Raw genomic sequence first — 18,416 nt, forward strand, 5'->3', positions numbered from 1 at the left:
CTCAAATCGCTTATAAATGTTTAGTTTCAAGGAATATTTGTGAAAGCATAGCGAGCTATGGTGAACAGATATGACGATGAAAATGAATATTTATAGGTGAAACTCTAAGCTTTTCCTTAAATAATCGATTTACTGCTTTAAATTTCATCACCGTAGCTCGCTACGCTTCTGAAATTTGCATTGTAAATCAGTTATTTAAGAAATTTTGAGCTCTGTAATTTTAATCGAACTCAGGTTTTTAGCATACCTTCTGTCAATAAATCAGGATTGGGTTGTGATCATCTTTCTTTTCAGTAAAAAAAGTTAAGAAATATATTTTCCATATGCGATAATTATTTAGGCTTAATGTTTAAAAATTCAATGGATTACTCTTGCTATTGGCTGTTGATGCAGCTTGTCGAAAAGTATGGCATCATCGGCTCATTAATTAAGTCGGAGATCAACTTTATTACTCCAGTTATTCAATTTATCTGCTCCAATTTTGATTTTATCGACCCAAATACTCATTTTATCACCTCAAAGATTGATTTTGCCGAATTGAGGAGTGACTTTATTTCTTCAGTTATTTATTTAATCTGTTCCAATTATGACTTTATCAGTTCAGATATTCATTTTATTACCTCAATGATTCAATTTATTGAGCTGAGGAGTGTTTTTTATTTCAATTACTTTTAATTTATCGAGTCAAATGGTGACTTTGTCAGCCTGTAATACGATGATGAAGCAGAGATATCATCCGCACCTGGTAATTGAAGATTCTCTTTGGAATAATAGCGAATAAGTTTCACACAAAGTGCTTGAATTTAAAAAAAGCAATTTCCTTGTGAATGAAGACTGTAAATAGGCACTTCTTATCCTTTTTGTGTAACTTATAGCATCTAAGATACCTTATTATGTCATCTATGCCTCATCCATTAAAGCTTCCGGCTACGGGTTCTCAGCGCGTGCTCGATACCTTGAACCAGGTTTTGGAAATTATTCAGCAGGAAAACCCGGTTGATGAAACCATTGAAGAAGTGATAGAAATAGTGGGTAAAGGCTTTACCTACCCTGATATATGTGTGCGTATCCGCTATAAGCAGATTGAGTTTTCGACCAGCGGATTTATGGAGACCTTGAACGGGCTCACTGAGCGCTTTTCAACCATAGATGGTAAGAAAGGCGTTATTGATGCCTTTTATATAGAGGAACACCCGCCAAAAGACGAAGGCGTGTTTTCGCGCGATGAGCGCTCACTGCTCAACCAGCTGGCCCGTATGCTAACAGGTTTTATTAACCGCATTGTGGCCGAGCGTAGTCATTCCGAATCGGTTGAGCGCCTCAAAGAATTATCAACCATTAACCGCACTACACGCATTATCAATGAAGGGAAGTCAATAGATGATGTGCTGCAACAAATAGCATTTATTATGCCCCTTGGCTGGCAGTACCCCGAGTTCACAGTGGCGCGCATCAGCTATGGCGGGCGCGAGTACAAGAGCGAACATTTTATGGAATCGGAGTGGGTGCAAACGCAGCGCTTACATACCAGCGACGGGCAATCGGGTTCCATAGATGTGTTTTATATCAAGGAATTTCCGTCGCTTAATGGTGACCCTTTTTTGGCCGAAGAGCGTGATTTATTAATCAACCTGTCGCGACTGATAACCGATTTTCTGAATAGCCAACTGGCCGCCAAAGATAAGTTTGAACGGCAAGAAAGGGTCAAAGAGCTGCAAACCATCAATGAAACGGCTCGTATTATTGCTCTTCAAATGCCCATTGCATATACCTTAAGTCACATTGTTGACCGCATGCCGGCGGGTATGCAGCACCCCGATTATTCGGTAGCCCGCATAACATTGGAAGGGCAGGAATACTTAAGTCCTGGTTTTGTTGAAACACCCTGGTTGCTGCGTCACTCCTTTGAAACCATCAATGGTAAAAAAGGAACTGTTGAGATATACTATTTGAAAGAACTGGCCAAAACTCAGGAAGAGCTCTTTCTGAATGAAGAGAATGACCTGATACTGAATCTGAGCCACCTGATAGTGGGCTACCTCAACAGCATGGAGGCTCGCAACCTGATGGAGAAGGTGGGGCATCCGCACCAGGTTAGAACCGTTAGCCATGAGTCAGATGTTGTGACCGAATCAACCGGTAACAGCAAGCACCTGTTGCAGAATTTTATGCACCGTAACAATGCGGCGCGGGATATTTACCACGATTTAATGCCCTTTAAAGTCAAGGAAATACTGCTGGTAGCCACTTTGTATGATGCTTATGCCATTGAAAATGAAGGACGATTCACCGAACAGGTGATGGGTGGGTTTTACCAGTTGCACCTCTCGCTATTGCCACGTGTAACAGGGGTTACCACCTATGAGGAAGCCATGGCCAAACTCAGCGAAAAGCACTACGACCTTATTATTGTGATGGTGGGCGTTGAAAAACAGTCGCCCATGGCACTCAGCCAGATGGTGAAAAAGGAATACCCCTACATTCCCATTTTCATGCTGCTCAATAACGATGGCGATATACCATATTTTCAGGCTCGCCAGCGCGAGTTAGGTGTACTCGATGAGATTTTTGTGTGGAATGGCGATCCTAAGGTGTTTTCATCCATGGTTTACCACCTTGAGGACAAGGTGAATGTGGAGAATGATACAGAGATAGGGCTGGCTCGCGTTATTCTGTTGGTAGAGGATTCGGTGCGCTATTACTCCAAGTATTTGCCACTGCTTTATGCCAGTGTGCTGGAACAAACCAAACGCCTGATAGATGATGTGAAAGAGGATGAGCTGTATGCTGTGTTAAGGCATAAGGCACGACCTAAAATACTACTGGCCCGCACCTATGAAGAGGCCCAGGAGATATTTGAAAAGTACCGCGACTACCTGTTATGCCTTATCTCTGATGTGGAGTTTTCAAAAAACGGGCAGCAAAATGCCAATGCCGGTTTTGAACTGGTTAACTACGTTAAGTCGCACATCAAAGATTTGCCGGTCATACTACAGTCATCCAAAATAGAGTATTCGCAGGATGCCTATGAGCTAAAAACTGTTTTTATCAACAAATATTCCGAAAGCCTGATTCAAGATATCAAAACCTTTATCAGCCATTATCTGGGCTTTGGTAATTTTGCCTATAAAGATGCCAATGGTCGCACCATTGCTGTAGCCCGCAACCTGAAGGAGTTTGAACGCACCATGCGCAAAGTACCAGCTGAATCAATCGTCTACCATGCACGGAAAAATCACTTCTCTTTATGGCTGATGGCGCGTGGCGAGATTAGGATTGCCCGTAAGATAGCCCCGTACCGCATCACCGATTTTGAGGGAGCTGAAGAGATACGTTCGTACCTGTTAGAGGTGATTAAGCGGCACCGCGAGGAGAAGAACCAGGGCAAGGTCATTGATTTTGATGAGGTGGAAGTCATTGATGACACCAATATTGTTAGCCTCTCGGGTGGTTCGCTGGGAGGTAAAGGGCGGGGCCTGTCTTTTATCAACACCCTCTTGTTTAATTTTGATTTTGAAACACATGTACCAGGTATTAATATTCGTACACCACGCACTACGGTGGTGGGAGCCGATGAGTTTGAGTTATTTATGGAACGTAACAGTTTCAGAGAACTCATCTTTCGTAACCTCAACTATCACCAGATAAAAAAACTCTTTCTGGGTGGGGAACTGTCTTTATCGCTGGTACAGCGCCTGAAACGCCTGCTGACCATATTTACAGGTCCTATTGCGGTGCGTTCATCCGGCTTGCTGGAAGATAGCCAGAAGCAGCCATTCTCCGGTGTGTTTGAAACCTACCTCTTGCCTAATAATGCCGATACTCAGCAGGAACGGCTTAAAGAGTTGTGCAACGCCATCAAACTGGTGTTTGCCTCCGTGTTTAGTGATTCTGCCAGGGCTTTTACCGAGGCGGTTGATTTTAAAATTGAGGAGGAGAAAATGGCTGTTGTGATACAGGAGGCAGTGGGGCATACGCACGACAATGTATTTTACCCGCATATAAGTGGCGTTGCTCAGTCGTACAACTATTACTCATTTGGTCACATGAATCCCGAGGATGGCTTCGCAGTGATGGCCCTGGGTTTTGGTAAGTATGTGGTGGATGGTGAAAAAGCCTTGCGCTTTTGTCCGGTTTATCCGGACCTGGATAATAACTCGGCCAAGGACCAGTTGAAGAATAGCCAGACAGAGTTTTATGCCATTGATTTAAGAAAGAAAAATCTGAACCTGCTTGAGGGGGAGACGGCAGGACTGGTGCGCCTCGATGTTGATGAGGCTGAAATGCATGGGACGCTCAGTCATCTGGCCTCGGTTTATAATCCCGATAATAATACCATACAGGCCGGACTGGATGCCAGCGGGCCACGTGTGCTAAACTTTGCCGATATACTCAAGTATAAATATATTCCTTTGTCCAGGGCACTGGAAGTAGTGCTCGATGTGGTGAAGGAGTCCATGGGTGCACCGGTGGAAATAGAGTTTGCTGTGGATCTGAAAAAAGACAAGGATGGACGGGCTACCTTCTACCTTTTACAGATTAAGCCGTTACTGGGTGGTGCGCAAAACTACAGCATCAATATGGAGCGCATTAATACCGATGAAATAATCCTGCAATCGGAGCAAAGTATGGGCAATGGCAAGAACAAAACCATTACTGACATCATTTATATAGATAGTGCCCGGTTTGATAAGGCCAAAACAAGGGATATGGCCAGCGAAATTGAGCGCTTAAATGCAAAGATGAAACAAGAAAACAGGCATTATATATTAATAGGGCCGGGTAGATGGGGCACGCGCGATCCGTGGATTGGCATACCCGTCAACTGGACCCAGATATCTAATGCCAAGATGATTGTAGAAACCGATCTGGATGATTTTCCTTTGGAGGCTTCCTGTGGTTCGCATTTTTTTCATAATGTTACCACCATGCAGGTGGGCTATTGCTCAGTGGTGAAGAGTGAGCCCGCATCGTTTATCAAGTGGGAAGTGCTGAAAGATGCCAGGCAAATTGAGCAGACCACCTATTTCAGACATATTCGCTTTGATAAGCCCTTGGTGATGCGCATGGATGGTAAAAAACGGAAAGCAATCATTACCTTGTAGGCACATAAACCAGTAATCAGCGTAACTATTAGTTTAATGACAAACCCACAAAATATACAGCAGACCGGCTATTTTTCTGAAACACCTTTTGGGCACCTGATGCAAAAGCGCATCCATAAAGTTCTGCTAATCTGCAGTGGCTACGATGCCTTTATGTTGGATGAGGACGGGCGTATTGATGAGCAGATTTTCAATGAGTACGTGTCGCTCAACCTGCGTTATCCACCTCATTTCATTCATGTTGAGACCTCTGAAGAAGCTTTGGAGGTGCTGGGTAGTGAGCAAATCGACTTGGTTATTACCATGTTGAGTATCGGCGGAATGGACCCTTTCTCAATGGCCAAAAAGGTTAAAGAATCGTATGAGAAGATTCCGATTGTGGTGCTCACTCCGTTCTCCCGCGAAGTATCGGTGAGGATGCGCCGTGAAGATACGAGTGCCATTGATTATATCTTCTGCTGGCTGGGCAATGCCGACATTATGCTGGCCATTATCAAGCTGATTGAAGACGAGATGAATGTGCAGCATGATGTGGAAGAGGTGGGGGTGCAAGCCATCTTGTTGGTGGAGGATTCGGTCAGGTTTTATTCGAGCTATCTGCCGCTTATCTATCGCATCATACTTACGCAGGCCAAAAAATTTATGGATGAAGGGCTGAATGAACACCAGAAAATGATGCGCATGCGCGGACGCCCTAAAATTATGCTGGCACGCACCTATGAAGAAGCCATCGCTATTTATGAGAAATATGAAGATAATCTGCTGGGAATCATTTCTGATGTATCCTATGCAAAAGGAGGTGTGAAAGATACTGAGGCTGGTATTAAGCTGGCCAGGCACGTCAAAGAACGGAATAAGTACATGCCGTTTCTGTTGCAATCCTCTAATCGCAGCCTCGAAAAGGTAGCTAAGGATTTAAAGGTCGCTTTCTTATATAAGCATTCTTCATCGCTGTTAAGGCGCCTCAAGCATTTTATTAATAAATACCTGGCTTTTGGTGATTTTGTTTTTGTAGACCCTTCCAACGGGCAGGAAGTGGGACGGGTAAGTAGCCTGAAGGAGTTGCAGGAGAAATTATTTCAAATTCCGGATGAATCCTTGTTTTACCATTTTCAGCGCGATCATGTTTCAAAATGGCTCAATGCCAGGGCTTTGTTTTCCATTGCTGAGGTGATTAAATACTTGAAGGTGGAAGATTTTGCCAATCTGGATGCCACCAAACGCTTTTTGTTCGACACCATTGCCAATTTCCGATACAGCAAGTCGCGTGGCGTTATTGCCAAGTTTTACCGCGAACGCTTTGATGAATACCTTACATTTACCAGAATTGGAGATGGCACCATCGGTGGTAAAGCCCGGGGACTGGCATTTCTTAACCTGTTGATAAAGAAGTATGATGCTATCCATGCCTTCGACAATGTATTGGTTACTATTCCGCGAACCGTCGTGCTCAGTACCGATGTGTTTGACGAATTTATGGAGGTGAATGAATTGTATCCGATAGCCTTGTCAGAGGCTAGTGATGAGGAGATACTGAAAGCCTTTGTAAAAGCGCATTTACCAGAGCGTATTCATGGTGACTTGTATAAATTTATTTCCATCGTTAATAAGCCCATTGCCGTGCGTTCATCAAGTGTGTTGGAAGATAGCCATTACCAACCTTTTGCTGGGATCTATTCAACCTACATGATTGCCAATAATGATGAGGAAAATATTGTGCTGGAACAGTTGTGTAATGCCATTAAGTGCGTTTATGCCTCTGCATTTTATAATTCCAGCAAGCGTTACATGGAAGCCACCATGAACGTAATAGATGAGGAACGCATGGGTATTGTGCTGCAGGAGGTGGTTGGTCAGCGCCATGGCGATGTGTTTTATCCAACCTTTTCAGGCGTAGGACGCTCTGTTAACTTTTACCCTATTGAACCTGAGAAAGCCGAGGATGGAACTGTTAATGTGGCCATGGGATTGGGTAAACACATTGTAGAAGGCAGTGCTTCCTTACGATTCTCCCCCAAATATCCGCAGAAAATACTGCAATTATCCAGCACCGACATGGCCGTTCGCGAAACACAAAAGAACTTTTTTGCGCTTGATCTTAAGTCATCCAGCTTTCATCCTTCAGTCAATGATTCCGTAAACATTGAGAAGCTCGACCTGAAAACAGCTGAGGAACATGGTACCTTACGCTGGCTGGGATCGGTATACGATTATAACAACCACATGATTAGGGATGGTTTAATGGCCAAAGGCTTGCGCCTGGTTACCTTTGCCAATGTGCTTAAATACGATGCTTTTCCGTTGGCCCCAATTATTCAGAAGGTTATGGAGATTGGTCAGAAGGAAATGAATCAGCCGGTTGAGGTGGAGTTTGCAGTGGATTTGCAGGTGCCTCAAGGACAGCCACCTGTATTTTACCTTTTGCAAATCAGGCCTATTGTTGACTCCAAAGAGTCCATTACAGAGAAGCTGGAAGAGCTTGAACCATCAGATACTTTGGTACATTCAACATCGGCTCTTGGAAATGGAATTATTGATGATATACAGGATGTTATATATATTAGGCCAGAATCATTTAACCCGGCCAATAACACTAAGCTGGTGTTCATTATTGAGCAATTAAATGCTCCGTTTCATCGAAACCATAAGTCATATATTTTGATTGGTCCCGGGCGGTGGGGGTCGCAGGATTCCTGGCTGGGAGTTCCGGTTAAATGGACACAGATTTCGGCGGCCCGCCTTATTGTGGAAACAGGCCTTGAAAATTACCGGGTTGATCCATCGCAAGGCACACATTTCTTTCAGAATCTGACAAGCCTGCGTGTTGGTTATTTTACGGTGACCCCTTCCATTGGCGATGGTTTTGTAGACACAAGCTACCTCGACAGTTTACCTGCCGAATATGAGGATGAGTATCTGAGGCATGTGCGTTTGCCATCGGCCTGCACAGTGAAGATTGATGGTCAGAAGGGGATAGGAGTGGTATTACCACCTGGATATAATGCTGCCAAAAATGAAGAATTTCCTCTGGAATATAGTATCGAATAAAAACTTCAATTATGAGTTTGGATAGGTTTCTGTATCAGCTACAACTTAATAATCCCAATGAACCCGAGTTTATTCAGGGTGTCAGGGTCTTTCTTAGCACAGTTGAAGATCGTATCAGAGACGACTTCAGGCTGAGCAACGCAGCTGTGTTAGAGCGTTTGACTGAACCGGACAGGGTGCTGCAGTTTAAAGTGCCCTGGCTAAATGATGAGGGCCGGGTGATTGTGAATCGTGGCTATCGGGTGCAGTATAATAATGCATTGGGGCCTTATAGCGGAGGAGTACGCTTTCATCCTGCATTAACATTGGGTACGGTTAAGATGCTGGCTTTTGAGCAGGTATTTAAAAATAGCCTTTCTTCGCTACCATTGGGAGGAGCCATGGGAGGAGCTAATTTTGATCCTAAGGGTAAATCAGAAGCTGAAATTATGCGATTCTGCCAGAGCTATATACTGCAACTGTGGGACGCTGTAGGTGCTGATATTGATATATTGGGCGGTGATATAGGAGTAGGCAGCCGGGAAGTTGGATACCTCTTTGGTATGTATAAAAAGCTAACACATCAGCACAGTGGTGCCTTTACAGGCAAGTCACCCGATTGGGGCGGTACCGGTTTACGAGCCGAATCCAATGGCTATGGCGTTGTTTATCTTTTAAAGTCCTTACTCAAGCGGCATAATGATTCATTGGGCGGTAAAACAATAGCCGTGTCTGGTTTTGGTAATATGGCCCATGGTGTTATAAAAAAAGCCAATGCTATGGGGGCAAAGGTGGTAACCATTTCAGGGCCTGATGGCTATGTGTATGATCCGGGCGGCATTGATAGTACAAAACTCGAGTATCTGATTGAGTTAAGAGCTACATCGCAGGATTTAGTACGCCCTTATTCCATAGAGTTTCCAGGGACTATTTATGTAGAGGGGAAAAAGCCATGGGAGGTGGAGTGTGATGTTGCCATACCTTGCGCCATTCAAAATGAGATAGATGTTAAGGAAGCAGGCATGCTTCAGGCTAATAAATGCCGGTATCTAATAGAGGCCGCCGATCAGTCATGTACCGAAGAGGCCATCCAGTTTTTGATGGATAACTCAATAACATATGTGCCCAGCAAGGCTGCGAATGTTGGAAGTGTAGCAATTTCAGCACTTGAACTGGCGCAAAATACCATGAAGGTGGCCTGGTCTGATTCGGAAATTGAAAATCGCCTGCAGGATATTATGGAGCGGACATATAATTTATGCCGGCAGTTCGGTAGTCAGAATAAAGAAGGTGTGAACTATTTGAGAGGAGCTAATGTAGCTGCATTTCAAAGGGTGGCTGAAGCTATGATCGACCAGGGGGCTGTGTAAAAATAAAAAGCCCGGGTTAAACCGAGCTTTATAAAGTAATGATTATCGATATTGTTAGTTCTTCTCAGGAATTATAATCGGCAGGCTTTCAATAATGGTAGCATTAATGTGTGTATAGATATACCCATCTATCTGATAAAACTGAGCAGCTACTTTCATGCCGAGTTCTTTTTTAAACTTTTTATAGAATTTCATGCGCAGGTTCTGACGGGCTTTCTGTGCTTTATCTAGTGCAATAATTTTTTTGTCAAGCTCATCTTCAGATAGTGCACCTTCTTTGGCAATAATTTCTTTAAGTAATTCAACCCGCTGGTTGCTAATGGGTTTTAAAGCAGCTTCATATTCATCATAAATCGCCCAAAAAGCTTCACTTTCTGATGTTGACAACTTAATGTTCTGTGCATAGAAAACTTTTATCTCAGATTTTAATATAGAGCCAATTAGGCCTAATTCTTGTTCTGTTTTCTGCGCATTAATCCCTGAAATTCCTGCCGATAAGATGTAAATGATAAGTAGTAATTTTTTCATAGTCTAAAAACTGTTATGGTTCATTGAACTGTAAAAATAAACCAAATTAGTCATATATTTGTTCTTTTGTTTGAATCAAAAAATGTAACTGCTTGCAAAATTTTCCTTAAAATTGTTACTAAGCGCAACTATTAACGCGTAATTTTATCTAACCTTAAATAACGATATTATATGAGAACACATTTGAATTTTTTATTAGTCATAGGGCTATTATTTTCAGTTTATGCCTGTTATCCGGGTGGAGCTGAGTATGTTGATGAATTAGATACCTCAATATCAAAATATGATCCAGCCTACAATTGGGATGCATTAGATGGTAAAACCTACTCATTACCCGAAGAAATTTTGTATGTCAAAGATGGCGATGAGGTTGAAAAACCTAACAGGGTGCATGATGAAAATATTCTTAAGCAGATGCGTGAAGAATTAAATAGTCTGGGTATGGTTGAGGCCGAAGCGGATACTTCACTAGCCATTGCTATAGTGATATTAGAGCAGAATAATTCTGGTGCAGCCTGGGTTCCGGGCGGTGGCTGGTGGGGCGGCTGGTACCCTGGTTATCCCGGTTGGGGATGGGGTGGCTGGTATCCATGGTACCCTGTTTATTACAACTATAAAACCGGATCTATTATTATAGAAATGGCTGATTACGAAAATCGTGATGCAGAGAAGAAAACAGCGCCACTTGTTTATACAGGTGTTCTTGATGGTTTAATGCAGGGCAGCCAAAGCTATACTGCCAGTCGCATCGAAAGAGGCATTGATGAATTATTTAATCAGGCTCCTTTTTAACCTAACATTACCTCAATCTTTTAATTACAACCAATATGAAATTAGTAAAATACATATTCATTTTTGCCCTTACAATCATTAGTCTGGAGGTAAGCGCACAAACCAAAACGAACGTATTCTATGGTATGGCATTGCCAATGGGCGATACCAAAGATTATATTAATCCGGCCAGTTTCAGAGGCGCCAACATCGAATTCGAGAAGTTTGTAAACCCAAGCATCGGAGTAGGTCTGTTGGTTGGCTGGAACACTTTCTATGAGGCCAAAGACAGGGCAACACAACCATTGCCAAGTGGAAATGGTGAAATTACCAGTAATGAATACCGCTATTTAAATGCGATACCTATTCAGGCAACAGGTAAATATTATTTTGCCGATGACGATGCAGTTGTAAGGCCATTTGTAGGAATTGCAGCAGGTACCTATTATATGGAGCAACGGCGCGATAATGGATTGTTCTCGACAAGTGATAAGGGCTGGACCTGGTCAGTGGCTCCCAAAGCAGGGTTGTTAGTGCCTGTTAACTACCGAACCAGTCTGGCAATAAGTGTTGATTACAGTACTTCATTTAAATCCTCGGATGTGCCTCAACAGAATTGGTTAGGCATTAATATTGGGTTTAGCTGGGATTATTGATTGGTGTAAAGTTCGATAATATTAATAAAAAGCGAGTTGGTAGATACCGACTCGCTTTTTTATTTCCTCCTAAAAAGAGGTTGCACTAGGCAACCTCTATACACACAGGAATTGTTGGGAGGAAAATAACTCTCATAACGCCCCAAAGGTCTTCTTTTAGCGCATGCCTGTAGTTACCTCTCTGTTATTTATACTTTAAATAAAGATTACCAGTATTAACTTGAGAGGCGAGTCAATTTGGCACCTATTAATTTAAAACCAAGACACATTGGCATGTATGAATTGTAATAATCTGTAATAGTGGCAGATAAGCGGTGGTGGCATTATCATTGAAGTAACATGACCAAACAGAAAACAATTAAAAATTTAAATAATAGGAGATTTTAATTATGAGACTAGTGAAATTTAACAACAGGTATCCACAATCAAGTAATTTGTTAAATCATTTCTTTGGCAATGAATTGTTAAGTGCAGCTGATACTTTAAAAGGAGGACAGTGTTTTGATACGCCTAAAGTGAATATTGAGGAAAATGATGATGCTTTTGCTATTGACGTAGCCGCACCGGGTTATGAAAAGAAAGATTTTAATGTAACGGTTGATAACAATGTATTAACGATTGAAGTTGTTAAGGAGGAAGAGGCTGGGAATAAAAAATATTCACACTATGAGTTTACCTATGGAAGCTTTAAGCGTTCATTTTCGTTACCAAAGGATAAAGTGAATGACGCCAAAATATCTGCCACATACAACAATGGTATACTAAATGTATTACTGCCAAAGAAAGAAGAAGCAAAGGCCCAGCCAAAGCGGCTGATTGATATTTTTTAATTAATTTTTCAGACGATACTTTTTCATAATCAAAGTGATTTTTAGGGCTGCCGAAAGGCAGCCTTTTTTTTTGTGTATTGCATAAAGTCAGGATGTGTATTATTAACCATGTGATGTTAAATAAAGTAAAATAATTAAGTGTATTCCATAAGCTGGCTGTCATTAGCATAAACCAGTAAACCTAATTCTATGAAAGTTAAAGGCTTTTTATGCTTTGCATTGGCTCTCGTTTTGTGTTCTTCATGCGAATACCTCTTAGATGAGGTGATAGATGATATGCTTTACAATGCTCGCTGCGAAGTGGTAAGGCAAACGGAACTTATACTTGTTAAACCGGGTAAGGCAGTTATGGAAGTAAAGGTGAAGAACAAAGGTTCTTTGGATGCTTGTGATGTATGGGTGTCAGTTTGTTTAATGAATGGCGACTTACTAGTTGAAAAACAGCAAGTATATATTCCTTATTTAAGTGCCAAGTCATCGACCACAGTCAGGCTAACATTTACTCAGCTAATTTATGGTTCAGAATATTCCAGGGTTGATGTTTCATTATACTGGACAGAGGTTGAACGTGAAGATTATGACGACGATGACTGGTAGAATTTCCTGCTAATTGAATATAGAGGTCAATATAATCGCCTCTTCTTACGTGTGTACTTACCACCTTTGCTGCTCAATGGATTGGCCGATTCACTGCAAGGAACAGCGGGTCTTTTGCCGCCCAGCCGCAAGCCGCCTCGCTGATTAAATTCGAAAATCAACGATAATTCATGTGCCCCGGCTGTTGACCACCCAAGACTTGAAATGGTAATGTCGTAGCTGTACCCAATTCTGAGAGGCCCCAAGTCATACGCTAGTAAAGCAACTATGGCATCCTGATTAAGGCTTTTGCTGTTAGATTGATTAAACACTGGTATGCCACGGTACCACATGCCAAGCTCAATAGGCGAATTATGCCAGTAAACACCCACATCGAGTTGGTTGAACTGCCCCTGGTGCTGATACCTGAAACTGGTTGAAAAGGCTCTTTGCATTCCTGTTCGCCGGCGCTGTTCTGTCCAAATGTTCATTCCTCCAAAGACTACATATTTGTAATCAAATTTAGATTCCTCATTCAGGAATGTGTAGTTGGGTCTTGATAAATGGTCAATAGTAACTCCCATCCAGTATTTGGAGCTGTAAACAAACACAGATGCAGCCATATCAATATAGTGTATCTGTTCGTTATTGAGGCGATCGTATGAACCTGAGGCACCTACTCCACCTGGTGGTTGATCGGGGAATATTATTTTACTGAAATCGACTGATTTATTACCATAGGCAAACTGGATAGCTGGTACAACTTGCCACTCTTTCGATATCATCAGGTTATAGGAATATTGGAAGGCGGCATGTGTACTCGTAAGCCCAACACTACCCGCTTTATCTTGAAGGAGGTAAAAGCCTAATCCGCTGTTAAACTGGGGAAAGAAGTTATCGAACGAAATGGCATATGTCGAAAAGGCCTTAGAAATTTCGGGCCATTGGTTGCGGTAGTTCATAATCAGACGGCCTCCATCGGTGGCACCAGCTAATGATGGGCTTAGGTACAGCGGATTAGCATAAAACTGCGAAAAGTGATAATCCTGTGCCCAGCCTGAGTGATTAAGGCCACAAAAAGTAAGCAATATGATTAGCAGTTTCCTCATTATCTGAATAATGTTACATCTCCGGTTAATGTTTCAGTCAAACCATTTGAATAGCGGCAATATACCTTCCAGATATAAACTCCTCCGGGGCATAATTTTCCTCGGAAATAACCATCCCAGCCAATATTTATGTCTGTACTTTCAAATAGGATCTCTCCCCACCTTGAATAGACTCTAAACTCGTATTCTACAACTCCTTCTGTTACAAATGGGTAGAATACATGGTTTTCGGGTGAGCCGGGTACATATACTCCGCCATTGGAGCCGTTAGGATTGGGGGTAAACGAATTGGGGAAATCGATGCGTCCTGCTTCTTTGGCCGTAACTGCATTTCTGATAGTTAAAGAGTCTTTACACCCTTTGTCGTTAATTGCAATGAGTGTTACATCATAACTGCCAGGATCCTGGTAGGCATATTGGATGGAATGTTCGGTGGAGGTATTACCATCGCCAAAATCCCACAGGTAATTGATGGCGCCTTCCGATTTATTTATGAAGGATACTGTTTCTGGTATTTTAACAACAGTTGGTCTCACTTCGAAGTTGGCAAATGGCTTATCATAAACATGGATGACCACATCATTGCTTTCAACAATACCACCTGGGCCTTCTATCAACAGTGTGACATTATATTGGCCGGGTGTATAGTAGGTATGCTTTGGTGCTTTTTCGGATGACACATTTCCGTCGCCAAAATCCCAAAAGTAGGTGTGAGCATCGATAGAATTGTTGTAAAACTGAACTTCCAAAGGCGGGCAGCCTTCGCTATCAGGACCGTAATCCAGAATTGGCAGGTTGGGATGTATCAACACCCGTTGCATCAGAGAATCACTGCAATATTCGGCATCTGCTCTTAGCCAGATTTCATATTCGCCAGATGCATTGTAAGTATAATTACCAGGCTGCTGCGCTGATGATGTGTTGCCATCACCAAAGCGCCAGAGATACTCAAGGTTGCTGCCTGTAGTCAGGTTATTGATATTAACAGTTGATTCAGGCATTTGGAGCTCCTGCGGTGTAACAGTATATTCAGGAATTGGTCTACGGTAGGCCGTAACCTGTGTATAGGCTGTGTCGCTGCATGCAAACATAGAAGTTGCAATCATTGATACTTCGTAAGTTTGATTACTGGTTGTATTGTTGATGTATGTATGGTGCCCATTAAAGCTGTCGGATGTATTGCCGTCGCCAAAATCCCAGAAATAGCTGTTGGCTCCTTCGGTATTGTTTTGAATACTCTCAAAATAAGGTGTACAACCTGCTCCACCATCTGTAATAGCGGCTTTTACTTGCGGAAAGACACTCAATGATACTTCACTTGAGTCCTTACAGCCATAACTGTTTTCAACAATTAGTTTGGGTAGCCAATAATTAATTGATGTAGTTGTATTGGTATAGGTGTGTGAAGCAGAAGCATTTCCTCCTCCATTCTCGGTGTCTCCATCGCCAAATAGCCATCGGCTTGATTGTACATTAACTGAGTTGTTTTCAAACTCAACTAATAGAGGGGAACAGCCTTCAGTAACATCAGGAGTGAAACTACTGACAGGAGAAGGATTGACGGTAATAGATGTTTTGCTGGTGTCAAGGCAGCCGAAAGCCGAGCTGGTGTAAACTTGTACCTCAATTGTTTTCGGCGTGCTTTCAGTGTTTTCAAAAACGTTCATCATGGCGTTGGCTCCATCAGTTATATTACCATCGCCAAAATCCCATTTATACCACATGGCACCAGGCTCTGTTAACAAGTCAACTCTTAGGGGATGACACCCTTCCGTTGGAGAAGCGCTGATGGTGTAGTCATATTTTGGATATACAGTGATGTATGTATCGGCCGTATCGCTGCATGAGTAGTTATTGTTGGCTATCAATTCAACGTGATAGGCTTGCACATACTGTTCGTTGTTAAAAAACGTGTGATTAGGGTTTTCTCCTGTTTCAGATGGAGAACCATCGCCAAAGTGCCATTCATATGAGCTGGCTCCCTCTGATTGATTTGTGAAAGTTATTTCAAGCGGGCTGCAACCAGGGTTATCGCTATTGGCAAAGTTAGCCCTGGCATTAGGTAGTACACTTATATCATAAATACTCGTGTCGGCGCATCCAAAATCATTTTTAGCGATAAGTGATATCTCATAATCGATAATGTCAAATGTGAAATTGGTAAATGCATGCAAAGGGTTTTCATCTTCCGAAGTAGCCCCATCACCAAAATCCCAGTCATATGAATTGGCATTGGTGGAAATATTCTCAAATTGAACGTCTGCCGGACTGCATTGCTCATTGTCAAATGGCTGTATTTGTGCTACCGGTATTGGGAAAAAATCAACCTGTGTATCTGTGCTGCCAATACAACCATTATTGTTTTCCGTCCACCTGAAGCTATAGTTGCCTGGTGTTGTAACAGTAACGCCTGTAATATCTGCCGAGGCATCTTCAAAAGTTACAGTGCCAGGACCTGTTAATAGAGTCCATTGGCCAAGTCCAACATCTGGTGTTACTTTTATTTGGTAAACGAGTCCGCAAGTGTCAGCATTCTCCATTGCAATAGGCGTTGGTACCTTTGCAAATGTAAAAGTTACCTGATCGCTTGAGATACATGAATTATTGTCCTCTGACCACTGGAAGGTATACTCGCCATAGGTATCTACATTAATATCTGAGGTAGGTGAGTTAACATCTGAAAAGGTAACACTTCCTGTTCCGGAAATAAGTGTCCAAGTACCAACTCCTATAGATGGAACGGCAGCCAGTTGAGTTGCCATGCCACAGACTATGGTATTATCCCCGGCATTGCTAACCGGTTGTTGGTGCACAACTATTGTAACGGTTGTAAAGTCGGAACAACCATAACTGTCCGTTACAGTGTATGTATAGGTGTAAGTGCCGGGTGTCAGGCCTGTAAAATCAGGGTTTTGTATGTTGGTAGCCGATAGTAAAGCTGTGTTGGTGCCTGTCCATAAATGCTCCACAAACACTTCTGAACCTCCTGTTGGCATAGGATCTATATTAAAAGAAATGCCGGTACAGGCAACGAAATCGTTGTTTGTGAATTTAATGCTGATTGTATCGGTAATTATTTGAATTGCATCTTCATCGAAACAGCCATTTGGGGATGTTACCCGGTAATTCAGATTAAAAATACCTTCAGTATTAGCCTGGAATACAGGATTAGGGATTGCTGTGTTGCTGAGGTAGGCAATGTCACCTGTCCAGATATGGGTATATGGTGTGGTGCCCCCACTTGGATTTCCATCCAACTCAATTATGATGCCCGGGCAGGCACTGGCGGGTGAGGACGGGGTTATTGCAGCAGAGGGGGTAGGTTTAACTTCTACCAATACATCGTCAGTACCAACACATCCTGCGGCACTAAATACGGTATACTCAATTAGGTGAATGCCTTCACCAGCCATCGAAGGATCAAACTCACCCGTAGACGCATCGACTATGCCATTGCCAGTCCATACACCACCTCCTGTAGCAGCAGTCAAAAAGATAGGTGCATCATTTTCGCAAAGCGGGGCCGGCTGAGTAATGGTTGCATCAGGATTATCAACAATAACGATGCGAGCCCTGGTAATCACCGGATCGTGTGTTGGATAGGGATTACAATAGTTCCAGTTACGTAGCTCAATTTCAAACTCATCGCCCACAGCTCTTTGATCATTCACTTGAATAGGCATTGCTTCACTAATGGGCGGGGTTGGTCCAAGTATTGGCTCTGTGGTCTCCTCAACCGGTGCTTCGAAAGGATAAGCTCTAAGTGTGCCATCTACCAATGCGTCATCAATGAAGTTACCTGCTCCAGAGTTGGTGCCATATACCCATTGTACCCATCTTTTTCGGTCGTTGGGTACATCTTCTTCATCGGGGGGGGTACAGTTCCATTGGCTGTTGTCAACAAAATTAGCTGTGCCTCCATTGCCAACACAAATTGGATATTCAACAGGGTTGATGTTCATCTCGCCACCGTTCATATCATCCGTGTCCCAAACAGTAACTGTTTGTTCCTGCACTGAACTGGTGCACTCAATACCATCCACCACCAATGTTACTCTTGGGTGATAATTACATTGGTCGCCACCTATTGGATATATATGGTTGTTACTGGTTTCCCATTCGCCAGTTGCTGCATCAATAAGCGTTGCATTAATTATTTCTATTGGTGAACCGTCATCCCAGTCGTAACGCATTTGTACATTACCGGTACCGCCATCGTCCACACCACGATACACCACATCCCAGATAACTGAAACAGGGGCACACAATTTGTCGGGTTCAATATTATTAGCTCGTGAGGTTATATTGCAGGATTGCGAATAACCACGCGTACTAATAACTACCAACAACGCTATTAAAATTGCTTTTATTTTACCGTCCATAAGCATTTTAAGAGGTCGTTCTGTTATCTCTTCTAACTAGTGAAGAGTATATTTTATTATCG

The 18,416-nt window shown here is 42.6% G+C and carries 11 protein-coding genes; 8 read left to right on the top strand and 3 right to left on the bottom strand.

The genetic code is table 11. From position 1 onward, the window contains the following. The first annotated feature begins 345 nt into the window (after positions 1-345). From KDU71_RS18315 to gdhA, 4 genes are all read left to right on the top strand, one after another. Positions 346-675, top strand: coding sequence for a hypothetical protein (locus KDU71_RS18315; RefSeq protein ID WP_212192556.1), 330 nt, complete (start codon positions 346-348; stop codon positions 673-675). Positions 676-893: 218 nt separating this feature from the next. Continuing rightward, positions 894-5,105, top strand: coding sequence for a PEP/pyruvate-binding domain-containing protein (locus tag KDU71_RS18320; protein WP_212192557.1), 4,212 nt, complete (start codon positions 894-896; stop codon positions 5,103-5,105). A gap of 36 nt (positions 5,106-5,141) precedes the next feature. Beyond that, positions 5,142-8,153: a PEP/pyruvate-binding domain-containing protein gene (locus tag KDU71_RS18325; RefSeq protein WP_212192558.1), complete on the top strand. Its 3,012-nt coding sequence runs from the start codon at positions 5,142-5,144 to the stop codon at positions 8,151-8,153. Between the two features lie 11 nt (positions 8,154-8,164). Next, a complete protein-coding gene (gene gdhA / locus KDU71_RS18330; RefSeq protein ID WP_212192559.1) occupies positions 8,165-9,502 on the top strand; it encodes an NADP-specific glutamate dehydrogenase in 1,338 nt (445 codons plus the stop codon). Between the two features lie 54 nt (positions 9,503-9,556). Here the strand turns inward: gdhA and KDU71_RS18335 are convergent, their stop codons facing one another. Continuing rightward, complete coding sequence (locus KDU71_RS18335; protein ID WP_212192560.1) at positions 9,557-10,030, bottom strand: hypothetical protein; 474 nt, start codon at positions 10,028-10,030, stop codon at positions 9,557-9,559. Between the two features lie 171 nt (positions 10,031-10,201). On the opposite strand from KDU71_RS18335, the gene KDU71_RS18340 reads away from it, so the two are divergent. From KDU71_RS18340 to KDU71_RS18355, 4 genes are all read left to right on the top strand, one after another. Beyond that, positions 10,202-10,822, top strand: a complete 621-nt coding sequence (locus tag KDU71_RS18340) for a DUF4136 domain-containing protein (protein WP_212192561.1) — start codon at positions 10,202-10,204, stop codon at positions 10,820-10,822. A gap of 35 nt (positions 10,823-10,857) precedes the next feature. Continuing rightward, on the top strand, positions 10,858-11,457 hold the full coding sequence (locus KDU71_RS18345) for an outer membrane beta-barrel protein (RefSeq protein WP_212192562.1): 600 nt from the start codon (positions 10,858-10,860) through the stop codon (positions 11,455-11,457). Between the two features lie 389 nt (positions 11,458-11,846). After that, positions 11,847-12,287: an Hsp20/alpha crystallin family protein gene (locus KDU71_RS18350; protein WP_212192563.1), complete on the top strand. Its 441-nt coding sequence runs from the start codon at positions 11,847-11,849 to the stop codon at positions 12,285-12,287. A 189-nt stretch (positions 12,288-12,476) separates the two neighbouring features. Next, the gene (locus KDU71_RS18355) at positions 12,477-12,884 is read left to right on the top strand and encodes a CARDB domain-containing protein (protein ID WP_212192564.1); all 408 of its coding nucleotides are present in this window, start codon (positions 12,477-12,479) and stop codon (positions 12,882-12,884) included. Positions 12,885-12,910: 26 nt separating this feature from the next. Here KDU71_RS18355 and KDU71_RS18360 read toward each other — a convergent pair whose 3' ends face one another. Next, positions 12,911-13,972 carry a PorP/SprF family type IX secretion system membrane protein gene (locus tag KDU71_RS18360; protein ID WP_212192565.1) on the bottom strand — a complete coding sequence of 354 codons (1,062 nt, stop codon included), beginning with the start codon at positions 13,970-13,972 and terminating at the stop codon, positions 12,911-12,913. Beyond that, positions 13,972-18,354 carry a PKD domain-containing protein gene (locus KDU71_RS18365; RefSeq protein ID WP_212192566.1) on the bottom strand — a complete coding sequence of 1,461 codons (4,383 nt, stop codon included), beginning with the start codon at positions 18,352-18,354 and terminating at the stop codon, positions 13,972-13,974. Before KDU71_RS18365 ends, KDU71_RS18360 begins: the two co-directional genes overlap by 1 nt. Between the last annotated feature and the right edge of the window lie 62 nt (positions 18,355-18,416).

Source organism: Carboxylicivirga sediminis (genome assembly GCF_018156225.1).
GTDB lineage: Bacteria > Bacteroidota > Bacteroidia > Bacteroidales > Marinilabiliaceae > Carboxylicivirga > Carboxylicivirga sediminis.

Excerpts from the sequence above, each read along its gene's own strand:
- KDU71_RS18315 (WP_212192556.1), top strand. The coding sequence starts at position 346 with ATGTTTAAAAATTCAATGGATTACTCTTGCTATTGGCTGTTGATGCAG.
- KDU71_RS18320 (WP_212192557.1), top strand. The coding sequence starts at position 894 with ATGTCATCTATGCCTCATCCATTAAAGCTTCCGGCTACGGGTTCTCAG.
- KDU71_RS18325 (WP_212192558.1), top strand. The coding sequence starts at position 5,142 with ATGACAAACCCACAAAATATACAGCAGACCGGCTATTTTTCTGAAACA.
- gdhA (WP_212192559.1), top strand. The coding sequence starts at position 8,165 with ATGAGTTTGGATAGGTTTCTGTATCAGCTACAACTTAATAATCCCAAT.
- KDU71_RS18335 (WP_212192560.1), bottom strand. The coding sequence starts at position 10,030 with ATGAAAAAATTACTACTTATCATTTACATCTTATCGGCAGGAATTTCA.
- KDU71_RS18340 (WP_212192561.1), top strand. The coding sequence starts at position 10,202 with ATGAGAACACATTTGAATTTTTTATTAGTCATAGGGCTATTATTTTCA.
- KDU71_RS18345 (WP_212192562.1), top strand. The coding sequence starts at position 10,858 with ATGAAATTAGTAAAATACATATTCATTTTTGCCCTTACAATCATTAGT.
- KDU71_RS18350 (WP_212192563.1), top strand. The coding sequence starts at position 11,847 with ATGAGACTAGTGAAATTTAACAACAGGTATCCACAATCAAGTAATTTG.
- KDU71_RS18355 (WP_212192564.1), top strand. The coding sequence starts at position 12,477 with ATGAAAGTTAAAGGCTTTTTATGCTTTGCATTGGCTCTCGTTTTGTGT.
- KDU71_RS18360 (WP_212192565.1), bottom strand. The coding sequence starts at position 13,972 with ATGAGGAAACTGCTAATCATATTGCTTACTTTTTGTGGCCTTAATCAC.
- KDU71_RS18365 (WP_212192566.1), bottom strand. The coding sequence starts at position 18,354 with ATGGACGGTAAAATAAAAGCAATTTTAATAGCGTTGTTGGTAGTTATT.